This is a genomic window from Lactobacillus sp. PSON, from assembly GCF_052615405.1.
The window spans coordinates 147,981-158,826 of record NZ_JBQXFW010000006.1; the positions used below are offsets into that span (position 1 = coordinate 147,981).

The window sequence follows — 10,846 nt, forward strand, 5'->3', positions numbered from 1 at the left end:
ATAATGATTACTTTTGTATGGGCAGAAGATAAAAAACATCAAATTGGATATCAAGGACACTTGCCATGGTTTTTGCCAGCTGATTTAAAATATTTTAAGAAGGAAACGATGGGACATCCCATTTTAATGGGAAGAAAAACTTTTGATAGCTTACCTCGTGTTTTACCAGGTCGTCTCCATCTAGTATTAACTCGTAGTCAAGAGTTCAAAGATAAGTATCGTGATAATCAACAAGTAATAGTATTTTTAAATCAAGAGGAGTTATTTACATACTTAAAAAAACACCAAAATGAGGATATTTGTGCTATTGGTGGAGTAAGTATATTTAAAATATTACGTGATAAGGTTGATTGTTTGAAAAGGACAGTAATAGATGCTAGTTTTAAGGCAGATACAGAGATGCCACAGATTGATTATTCTCAATTTAATTTAGTTAAAGAGGAAAATCATGAAGCGGACAATAAAAATGAATATGCTTATTCGTTTTTGACTTATGTTAGAAAGGACAAAGATCATGGATAAAATTATTTATTCTGGCATTATCTTGTTGATAGATATTGCAATCTTCATCATGTTGATTGTTGCTGCAATGCACACCGCATGGTTATGGTGGGCAGTTGTTGGACAGATTATTGTCAGTTACGGCGTCTTTGACTGGCATATGGGTATTATCCATAAATTTAAAGCACACCATGCTGCAGCCTAGTTAATATTTTGTAAAAGAATCTCGTTATTAGCGAGATTCTTTTTGTTTTCCGTTATAATATATAGAAAATCATCCTTAAGTAACGGAGTTATATATGGATTTTAAACGAACAAATATTGAAACAGGATTAACTCAAGATGAAGTAAAAGAACAAGTTTCTCAAGGGCATGTAAATAAATCTATTGATGATCAATTCAAAACAACAAGTCAAATAATTAGTGAGAATGTCTTTACTTATTTTAATCTGATATTTTTAGTATTATCAATTTTATTAGTTATGGTAGGAGCTTACCGTGATTTAACTTTTTTGCCAGTAATTATTTTGAATACGATTATTGGAATTATACAAGAAATCCGTGCTAAAAAAATTCTAAGTAAATTAAATGTAATGAATGCAACTGAGACAGTTGTAGTACGTGATAGTAAAGAATATAAAATTCCAATTGAACAGCTAGTAAAAAATGATATCGTTAAATTGCAAACAGGGGATCAAATTCCTGGTGATGGAGAAGTTGTTAAGGGCAATATTCGCGTGAATGAAGCTCTTTTGACTGGTGAAGCCGATGAAATCATTAAAACTGTTGGTTCTGATTTAATGTCTGGTTCTTTTGTTGTTTCTGGTACAGCTTATATGCAATTAGAGAAAGTAGGAAAAGAATCATATATTTCTAAATTAACCATGAAAGCTAAAGAAATGGGAAGTACTGAACAATCAAAAATGGTTCAGGCAATTAACCGTTTAGTTAAATGGGTCGGAATAATTATTATTCCTTTGGGAATAGCTCTTTTTTGCCAAAGTTACTTTTTTAATCATGCTGGAATTGAACGCAGTATTGTATCAATGGAAGCGGCAATTATTGGTATGATTCCGGAAGGATTGTATTTACTAACTACCATTGCTTTGGCTTTAGCTGCTACTCGTCTTGCACAAAAGCAAGTAATGCTTCATGATATGAAAAGTGTTGAAACTTTAGCTAGAGTTAATGTTTTATGTGTTGATAAAACAGGAACTATTACAGAGCCAAAAATGGCAGTTGAAAAAGTAATTAAAGCAAAAGATACAAAAGTTAAAAACTTAAATCGAGTAATTGGTGATTTTGCACAAAATATGCCAGCAGATAATGTAACTATGAAAGCAATTAGTAGCTACTTTAATAAAGGAACTGGAAAAATTGCTAGCGGAATTGTTCCTTTTACATCTGTAAATAAGTATTCAGGTGTAGTTTTTGATAATTATACTTTGATTATAGGTGCTCCAGAGATGGTTTTGAGGGAGCAATTTGATGGGTATAAAGCAGATTTTGAAAAATATGCTGCAGAAGGCTATCGTGTATTAATTGTGGCTAAATATTTTGCGGCACTTAGTGAAGAAAATTCACATTTGAGTGATGAAGTAGAAGTTTTAGGTTATATATTATTATCTAATCCAATTAGAAAAGAAGCTAAGAAAACTTTCGAATATTTTGCAAAGCAAGGGGTAGAAATAAAAGTTATCTCAGGTGATAATCCTGTAACTGTTGCTAGAGTTGCAAATCAAGCTGGAATTAATCATGCTGATAAATATATTGATGCTCAAACTATCAAAGATGGAGAATATGAGGAAGCTGTTAAAAAATATTCTGTTTTTGGTCGAGTAAAACCTGAACAAAAGAGAAAATTTATTGCAGCTCTTCAAAAATCTGGTAACACTGTAGCAATGACTGGAGACGGAGTTAATGATATTTTAGCAATGAAAAAAGCCGATTGCTCAATTGCAATGGCATCTGGTAATAGTGCGGCAGTTCAAGCTTCACAAGTGGTTTTACTAGATTCTAATTTTGCTAAAATGCCAATGGTAGTTAATGAGGGACGCCGAGTAGTTAATAATATTCAAAGATCAGCTAGTTTGTTTTTAGTTAAAAATATTTTTAGCTTTTTAATGGCAATATTTTCATTGATGATGGTGATTAATTATCCTTTGCAACCTGCCCAGATAACTTTAATTTCAGCGTTTACAATTGGAATGCCGTCATTTCTTTTAGCTTTAGAAAGTAATCATAATCGTATTCGTGGCCAGTTTATTCCAAATGTTTTATCAAAGTCTATCCCTGGTGGAATAACAGATATGCTGGCAGTGGGTGTGATGGTAATGGTGGGACTTTATTTGGATTTAGATCATGATCAGGTTGGAACTACGGCAACTATTCTTTTGATTGCGGTAGGGATGATGGTAATGTATCATATTTCAGCTCCACTTAATAAATTCCGTTTCAGTGTTATGATGCTCTCACTTGCTTGTATAATTTTATCAATTGCCTTTTTACCAAAAGTTTTTGCATTGAAAATGATTACACCAAAAGCAATTTTCATTTTATTTATTTTATTTTTTGCTGCAACAACAATATTTAGATGGCTATCAAAAATCATGGATGGAGTTAGTGAAATGTTTGTAGTTTATGATCAAAAAGGCCAAAGTATTACCTTAGGTGAACTAAAAGAAGCATATGAACGTGGAAAAAAAGAAGTTGCTTAAAAAATTAAATTAATTGTTGACAAGATTAAATCCAGATGATAAATTAATTTACAACAAATAATAAAACACATCTCGAAAAGCTGAGTAACTAACTATTTGCTTATAAAGAGAGGCGACATTGTGGTGAAAGTCGCTAAGTAAATACTAGTGAATATGGGCTTGGAATGATGACTATAGGTGACTTTTAGAAGCCTAGAGCGGGTTTGCAGCCGTTATAATTGCAGGCTATTTTTGTAGCTAGTGAGGGTTATTGCGTGAGCAATAGCTAAATTAAAGGTGGTAACACGAGCACTCGTCCTTGAATAAGGATGGGTGCTTTTTTAATACAAAAAAATGGAGGATATTGGAATATGAGAAAGAGAAGACGAAGAAATACGATTATCTGGTCAATAATTGGGTTTGTAATTTTAGTAGCTGGATGGTTTAGTTTTGGACCAGGAATTAATACAAAGTCTCAAGACAAGGTAGTAACTGTTGGTATTGTTGGTGAAAGTAAACAAGAGGAAGCAATTTGGAAAAGTGTTGCTAAAACTGCCAAAGAAAAATATGGCATTACTGTTCAAACAAAGAACTTTACCGATTATAATCAGCCAAACAAAGCTTTGAAGAGTAATGATGTCGATTTGAATGCGTTTCAACATTATGCTTTCTTAAAATCTTGGAATCAATCAAATGGTGGCGGTGTCACTGCAATTGGTAAAACCTACATTGCGCCTATTCGTTTGTATTCAAGAAAATATCATAAATTAAGTGACTTACCGGACGGTGCAACAATTGCTGTCCCAAATGATGCAACTAATGAATCTAGAGCTTTATTTGTATTGAAAAATGCTGGTTTGATTACTTTAAGAAAAGGAAAAAAATTAGTCACTGTAGCTGATATTGTTAAAAATCCAAATAATTTAAAAATTAAAGAAGTTAATGCTGAACAAACAGGACGTGTTTTGTCATCAGTGGATGCTTCGATTGTTAATAATGATTATGCAAGTCCTGCAGGATTAACTGATAAGCAAACAATTTATATAGAGCCTGTTAATAAGGATTCTGAAGAATGGATCAATATTATTTGTGCTAAAAAAGGCCAAGAAAATAATAAAGCTTATCAAGATGTAATTAAGGCATATCAAACGACTGCAACTAAGAAGCTTTACCATAAATTCTATGGTAATAAGCAAGTAGCAGCATGGGATATTAAGTTAAAATAAGGGGAGTTGAAAAAGAATGGGAATTATTAACATTAAAAATGTCGATGTTGATTTTTATCAAAAAAAGAAAATTGTAAAAGCAGTAAAAGATGTCTCTTTAGAAATTGAAAAAGGTGACATTTATGGAGTAGTTGGTTTTTCTGGAGCTGGTAAATCAACTTTGGTTAGAACTATCAATCTTTTACAAAAACCAAGCGCTGGAGATATTACGGTTAATGGGGTTGAATTTGTAAAAAATGGTAAGCAGGTTATTTCTAATAAAAATTTGCAATTAGAAAGACGAAAAATTGGCATGATTTTCCAACATTTTAATTTACTCAATGAAACTACAGTCTTGGAAAATGTTGCTTTTGCTTTAAAACATGCCAAACTCAGTGATGAAGAACTTGAAAAGCGTTCATTAGAATTATTAGAACTTGTAGATTTAAAAGATAAAGCTGATTTTTATCCAGTTGAACTTTCTGGTGGTCAACAACAACGTGTAGCAATTGCCAGAGCTTTAGCAAATCAACCTGATATTTTGATTTCTGATGAGGCAACGAGTGCCTTAGATCCACAAAATACGCAACAAATTTTAGACTTACTTAAAAAGCTAAATAAAAAATTAGGATTAACTGTTATACTTATTACTCATGAAATGGATGCCGTTAAAAAAATCTGTACTAAAGTAGCAGTAATGGAAAAAGGACGAGTAATTGAGAAAGGTAGTTTGCGTCAAATTTTCTTACATCCACAAAAAGAGCTTACTAAGAAGTTTGTAGGTGGTTCTCTTGAAGCAATTTCAACATTAAATTCACTCAATCTTGATCGCTTAAGTAAAGATGAGGCCATTTATCAATTAGTTTATAGTATTGGCAATGTTACTAAGTCAATTATTATTGAGCTTTACCGTAAAATTGGCGCGGAAGCAAGTATGCTTTATGGAAATGTGGAACTTTTAAATGATGAGCCAATTGGAACCTTGGTAGTATTAATTAAAGGTGATTCAGAAAAGCAAGAAAAAGCGCGTGAGTTTTTAGAAAAACAAAATGTTACAATTACACGTTTAGATGAGAAGGGGAATGTATATGATCAATTGGATAGATAAATTTTTGCCAAATGTAGCTCAGCTTGGTTGGGGAGGAGATGCTGGTTGGGGTACCAGTATTTTCCAAACATTGTTTATGACATTTTGGTCAGCAATCTTTGGTGGAGTATTAGGAATTATTTTTGGAGTAATTTTAGTTTTAACTAAAGAAGGTGGCGTACGACCTAATAAGTTTTGGTTTAATGTATGCGATAAGCTTGTATCAGTATTTAGAGCGATTCCATTTATTATCTTAATGGCATTTATAGCTCCAGTAACTCAAAAAATTGTCGGTACTCAAATTGGTATGAAAGCAGCTTTAGTACCACTTACCTTAGGAGTATTTCCATTTTATGCAAGACAAGTTCAAGTAGCACTTGAAAGTGTAGATACGGGTAAAATTGAAGCTGCAGAAAGCTTAGGAGCAACAACTGGTGACATCATATTTGATGTATATATTCGTGAAGCTCGTTCAGAACTTATCAGGGTATCAACTGTAACTATCATTAGTTTGATTGGACTTACAGCGATGGCTGGAGCTATTGGAGCAGGTGGTCTTGGTAATACTGCTATCTCATATGGATATAATCGCTTTAACAGTGATGTTACTATTGTAGCTACCATTTTAGTAGTTATCTTGATTTTTATTGTTCAAGTTGTAGGAGATTTCTTTGCTAAAAGATTAAATCATCAAAATAGATAAAATATTAGAATAAGTAAAAGCACATCTTCAGATATAGAAGATGTGCTTTTTAATTTATATATTTTTACCAAACGAATAGTCCAATCATAGCAGCGGATAAAAGTGATACTAAAATTCCAGAAATTAATAAGTAAATTACATTTTTTGAAATTAAGTCATTCTTTTCCTTATTTACCATTCCTTTAAAAGCTGCAATGATCATTCCCAAAGTTGAGAAGTTAGCGAAACTTGTCACGAATGCAGTAAGTACTGCTTGATAGTGAGGATTAAAAGTATGGATAGTTTTAGTTACTTGACCCATAACAACGAATTCATTAGTAACTAATTTAGTTCCCATATATTGAGCAAATTGGAAAGCATTTTCGTGAGATAATCCCATTAACCAAGCAAATGGATACATTATAATTCCCAATAAGTGCTCAAGAGAAAGCCAAGGATTAATTAAACCTAAAACTTTATTAATAAGTGCAGCTAAGGCAACGAATGCTACTACATTTGCAGTAATAATTAAAATTAGCTTTCCTGCTCCTAAAATTGAATCACCCAAGAATGAAAAGAAGGGTTCTTTTTTAGGTTTTCCATTTTTATCAGTGTCGCCAATTTCTTCTTCAGCAACCGCCTCAGAACTTCCCATGGTTGCAATAGTATCTTCTTCTTTAGGTACTTTAACTGGGTTAAGCAGAGCTGTAACAATCAAAGCATTGATTACATTGACTGGAATTGCTGTCAAGATGTATTGTGCTGGCATCATTTCAGTATATGAACCAATAATTGATGCAGTAACACAACTCATTGACATCATTGCTAAAGTAAGATTACGTTGAGCATTCATTTTTTTTAGTTGAAGTGATGAAACAGCTAGAGCTTCGGTATTTCCTAAAAACATCATTTCAACTGCAAAGAATGATTCGAATTTAGGCTGTCCTGTAAGCCATGATAATCCTTTACCTACCCATTTAATAATAAATGGTAGAATGCCGATGTAAGTTAAAATGTCGAATAATGGAACAATCATTAAAATTGGCATTAAAACTTGGAAGAACCAATCCATTTGCTTAGTCTCAACAGCACTTGGAAAAGCAAATTTGATTCCTTGATATGCAACTTGCATTAATTGATCAAACATTGTTGCCGCTCCGCTAACAATAGCACGACCTATTGAAAAGCTAGTCAAAAACCAAGCAAGAACAATGTTAAATATAATCATTGTAACCACACCACGCCAGTTAATTGACTTCTTATCTTTTGAGCATAGCCAGCCAATAAGGAGAAAAACCAAGAGACCGACTATATTAATGGCTAAATACAATAGATACACCTCTTCTAATAAAAACAAACGGTATGTAAAGATTTTTCTTATTTATAAATATACTATACTAAATAGTCTAAAAAGCAACAATTTTAATAAAAAAAGCCCAGAAAATTCGATTTCTGAGCTTTTGTTTAATGAATTGTCATAAATTTCTGCATAAATATAAATAAAAAGGAAAACGTTATAAAAAATCATAATTTTTAAATACTTAAAAATAAGTAAAAATTTTTAAAATTATTGAAAAAGAAAGCTCTTACATGTATGATAAAAGTTGAAAATAAGATAAGTTATCAATAAAATAAAAGAAAATATAAAAAGGAGATATTCACATGACTGAAGAATACCGTGTTGAATCAGACACTATTGGTCCTGTTAAAATTCCAAAAGAAGCTTTATGGGGTCCGCAAACTGAACGTAGTCGCAATAACTTCCCAAGTGGTGAATTAATGCCACTTGCTATTGTACGTGCATTTTTACATTTGAAAAAAGCAGCTGCTGAAAGTAACGTCGAAGTAGGAGATGAACCTAAGGAAAAAGGTGAAGCAATTGAAGATGCAATTGATCATCTTTTATCACTTGATGATGATCAATTACGTAAAGACTTCCCACTTCATGTTCTTCAAACCGGTTCTGGTACTCAAAGCAATATGAATGTTAATGAAGTAGTTGCTAATCTTGCAAATAAGCTTCATCCAGGACTTAACATTTTACCAAATGATGATGTTAACCGTGGCCAATCTTCTAATGATACTTATCCAACTGTAATGAATATTGTAGCTATTGAAGCTCTTGATAAGCTTGAACCAGCAATTCAGCACTTAATTGATGAATTAGTAATTAAGGAAAAGAAATACTGGAAAACAGTAAAAGTTGGACGCACTCACCTTCAAGATGCTACTCCTCTTACATTTGGACAAGAGTTATCAGGTTATATTTCTGCTCTTAAGCATGACCTTTCCTATATTAAAGAGCTAAAACCAACTCTCTATGAATTGGCAATTGGTGGTACTGCAGTTGGTACTGGTCTTAATGCTGCTCCTGGTATGACAGAAAAAATTGCAGGTAAGTTATCTGAAGTGTATGGTCATGATTTTAAAGTTGATACTAATAAATTCTGGGGTCTAGCACATCATTCTGGTCTTGATGTTGTTCATGGTGCACTTAAAACTTTAGCAGCGGATATGTTTAAAATTGCTCAAGATATTAGACTTTTAGCAAGTGGTCCAAGAGCTGGTTATGGTGAACTTAATATTCCAGCTAATGAACCAGGTTCAAGTATTATGCCAGGTAAAGTAAATCCAACTCAAGCAGAAGCTGTTACTATGGCAGCTGCTAAAGTTTTTGGTAATGATACAACAATTACATTTGCTGCTAGTCAAGGTAATTTTGAAATGAATGTCTTTAAGACAGTGATGATTGCAAGTTTCCTTGATTCTTGTGATATTTTAACTGGAACTATTACTGGTTTTGCAGATAAAATGATTCACGGCTTAACTGTTAATGAAGAGAGAATGGATGATCTCCTTGATAATTCTTTGATGACTGTTACTGCACTTTCTCCTCATATTGGTTATCATGATGCGGCCAAAATTGCTCAAAAAGCTGATAAAGAGGGTACTACTTTGCGTGAAGCTGCCCTTGCTAGTGGTAAAGTGACTCCAGAGCAATATGATGAATGGATGGACTACATGAAGATGACTAATGTAGATAAGGATAAGCCTGAAGAAAGTAAGTAGGAAAAATGGCAAAATTTATTTTTAAACCAAAAAATACTGATGAATTAAAGTCAGATTATGATGCAGTTATTGTTGGGGCAGGGGGCACCGGTCTTACTGCAGCTCTTCAAGCTCATGAACTTGGCTTAAATGTAGCAGTATTAGAAAAAAACGAAAATTTAGGTGGTAATACTAATCGTGCTTCAAGCGGAATGAACGCATCTGAAAGTTTGGTTCAGCTTAATGAAGGCATTATTGATAATAAAGAAGATTTTTATAAAGAAACTTTAAAGGGTGGAGGTCTTCTTAATGATCGTGAGATGTTGAGATACTTTGTAGATCATTCTGCGATTGCAATTTCTTGGCTGATGGAACATGATATTGATCTAACCGATTTAACAATTACAGGTGGAATGAGCAAAAAGCGTGCTCACCGTCCTGCTTCAATGGCTCCTGTAGGTGGTTATTTAGTTAGCGGACTTCTTAAGCAAATTGAAAAAGAAGATATTGATGTTTTCAATAATGCTAAGGTTACCAAGCTTTTACAAGATGAAGATAAAAGCGTCAATGGTGTTGTAGTAGAAACCGCAGATGGTGAAAAAGTTATTCATGCAAAAGCTGTTCTTTTAGCAAGTGGTGGCTTTGGTGCTTCTAAAGAATTAATGAAAAAATATCGTCCAGATTTAGTTGACTATAAGACAACTAATCAACCAGGCGCGACTGGTGATGGACTTAAGCTTGCAGAAGGTGTTGATGCGCAACTAATGCAAATGAATTTTGTTCAAGTTCACCCAACTGCTCAAACAGATACTGACCATACCTACTTAATTGGTGAAGGTGTGCGAGGTGAAGGTGCAATCTTAATTAATAAAGATGGTAAAAGATTTATAAATGAACTTACCACTCGGAAGATTGTTTCTAATGCAATTACAAATCTTGATGAAGATGGGGCTTATCTGATTTTTGATCAAGGAGTACATGACCATTTTAAAGCAATTGAGTTCTATGATCATGTTGGACTGGTAGAAACTGGTGAAAACATAGATAAACTAGCTGAAAAAATTGGTGTGAATGCTAAAAACTTAGAAGAAACTATTAAGACATGGAATCAAGATGTCAAGAACAAAGATGATAAGCTTTTTGGCAGAACAACAGGTATGGAACGTGAACTTGACCATGCACCTTATTATGCAATTCATGTTCATCCAGCTATTCACTATACTATGGGCGGAATTCATGTTAACCCTGAAACTGAAGTTTTGGATGGTAATGGAAATATTATCAAGGGATTATATGCTGCAGGAGAAGTTTCAGGAGGACTTCACGGTAATAATCGAATTGGTGGTAATTCAATTGCAGAAACTGTGATTTTTGGTCGTCAAGCAGGGATGCAAATGGCTAAAAAACTTAAAAATAAGTAATAGTTTTTCTAAGTGGAATAGTAAAAAAATAACATTAATATAATTTTTATCAAAAATATTCATGTGCAGTGAATAAAAATCATATTTTTTATTAATATATAAAAAATATGATGTTGTGTAAATTTAATTTGTGCAAAATTTATAATATTAATCTTAGGGTAAAGTACTTATTTAAACTATATTGTAACGAAAATGTAAATGCTAAT

9 protein-coding genes and 1 other annotated feature are annotated in these 10,846 nt (G+C 32.9%); of the genes, 8 read left to right on the forward strand and 1 reads right to left on the reverse strand.

Translation table 11 applies throughout. The features are described from left to right. The first annotated feature begins 3 nt into the window (after positions 1-3). The 6 genes from ACTHPI_RS06500 (at position 4) to ACTHPI_RS06525 (ending at position 6,192) form a co-directional block, all read left to right on the forward strand. A complete protein-coding gene (locus ACTHPI_RS06500; RefSeq protein ID WP_445353356.1) occupies positions 4-522 on the forward strand; it encodes a dihydrofolate reductase in 519 nt (172 codons plus the stop codon). Further along, a complete protein-coding gene (locus tag ACTHPI_RS06505; RefSeq protein ID WP_445353357.1) occupies positions 494-706 on the forward strand; it encodes a hypothetical protein in 213 nt (70 codons plus the stop codon). Before ACTHPI_RS06500 ends, ACTHPI_RS06505 begins: the two co-directional genes overlap by 29 nt. Before the next feature lie 94 nt (positions 707-800). Continuing rightward, positions 801-3,218, forward strand: coding sequence for an HAD-IC family P-type ATPase (locus tag ACTHPI_RS06510; protein WP_445353358.1), 2,418 nt, complete (start codon positions 801-803; stop codon positions 3,216-3,218). 63 nt (positions 3,219-3,281) lie between these two features. Next, positions 3,282-3,521: a binding site (T-box leader), on the forward strand. Positions 3,522-3,568: 47 nt separating this feature from the next. Continuing rightward, a complete protein-coding gene (locus ACTHPI_RS06515; RefSeq protein WP_445353359.1) occupies positions 3,569-4,423 on the forward strand; it encodes a MetQ/NlpA family ABC transporter substrate-binding protein in 855 nt (284 codons plus the stop codon). Positions 4,424-4,439: 16 nt separating this feature from the next. Next, positions 4,440-5,510 carry a methionine ABC transporter ATP-binding protein gene (locus tag ACTHPI_RS06520; protein WP_445353360.1) on the forward strand — a complete coding sequence of 357 codons (1,071 nt, stop codon included), beginning with the start codon at positions 4,440-4,442 and terminating at the stop codon, positions 5,508-5,510. After that, on the forward strand, positions 5,491-6,192 hold the full coding sequence (locus tag ACTHPI_RS06525) for a methionine ABC transporter permease (RefSeq protein WP_445353361.1): 702 nt from the start codon (positions 5,491-5,493) through the stop codon (positions 6,190-6,192). The genes ACTHPI_RS06520 and ACTHPI_RS06525 overlap by 20 nt, the downstream gene beginning before the upstream one ends. 64 nt (positions 6,193-6,256) lie before the next feature. Here ACTHPI_RS06525 and ACTHPI_RS06530 read toward each other — a convergent pair whose 3' ends face one another. Next, positions 6,257-7,501 carry a NupC/NupG family nucleoside CNT transporter gene (locus ACTHPI_RS06530; RefSeq protein WP_445353362.1) on the reverse strand — a complete coding sequence of 415 codons (1,245 nt, stop codon included), beginning with the start codon at positions 7,499-7,501 and terminating at the stop codon, positions 6,257-6,259. Between the two features lie 332 nt (positions 7,502-7,833). Between ACTHPI_RS06530 and ACTHPI_RS06535 the strand changes: the two genes are divergently transcribed. Next, on the forward strand, positions 7,834-9,240 hold the full coding sequence (locus tag ACTHPI_RS06535; protein ID WP_445353363.1) for a class II fumarate hydratase: 1,407 nt from the start codon (positions 7,834-7,836) through the stop codon (positions 9,238-9,240). A gap of 5 nt (positions 9,241-9,245) precedes the next feature. Beyond that, entirely contained in the window at positions 9,246-10,640 is a 1,395-nt protein-coding gene (locus tag ACTHPI_RS06540) for a flavocytochrome c (protein ID WP_445353364.1), read from the forward strand. The last annotated feature ends 206 nt before the right edge of the window (positions 10,641-10,846 follow it).

Bases quoted from the DNA above. Each gene is read 5' to 3' on its own strand.
- ACTHPI_RS06500 (WP_445353356.1), top strand. From the start codon at position 4: ATGATTACTTTTGTATGGGCAGAAGATAAAAAACATCAAATTGGATAT.
- ACTHPI_RS06505 (WP_445353357.1), top strand. From the start codon at position 494: ATGTTAGAAAGGACAAAGATCATGGATAAAATTATTTATTCTGGCATT.
- ACTHPI_RS06510 (WP_445353358.1), top strand. From the start codon at position 801: ATGGATTTTAAACGAACAAATATTGAAACAGGATTAACTCAAGATGAA.
- ACTHPI_RS06515 (WP_445353359.1), top strand. From the start codon at position 3,569: ATGAGAAAGAGAAGACGAAGAAATACGATTATCTGGTCAATAATTGGG.
- ACTHPI_RS06520 (WP_445353360.1), top strand. From the start codon at position 4,440: ATGGGAATTATTAACATTAAAAATGTCGATGTTGATTTTTATCAAAAA.
- ACTHPI_RS06525 (WP_445353361.1), top strand. From the start codon at position 5,491: ATGATCAATTGGATAGATAAATTTTTGCCAAATGTAGCTCAGCTTGGT.
- ACTHPI_RS06535 (WP_445353363.1), top strand. From the start codon at position 7,834: ATGACTGAAGAATACCGTGTTGAATCAGACACTATTGGTCCTGTTAAA.
- ACTHPI_RS06540 (WP_445353364.1), top strand. From the start codon at position 9,246: ATGGCAAAATTTATTTTTAAACCAAAAAATACTGATGAATTAAAGTCA.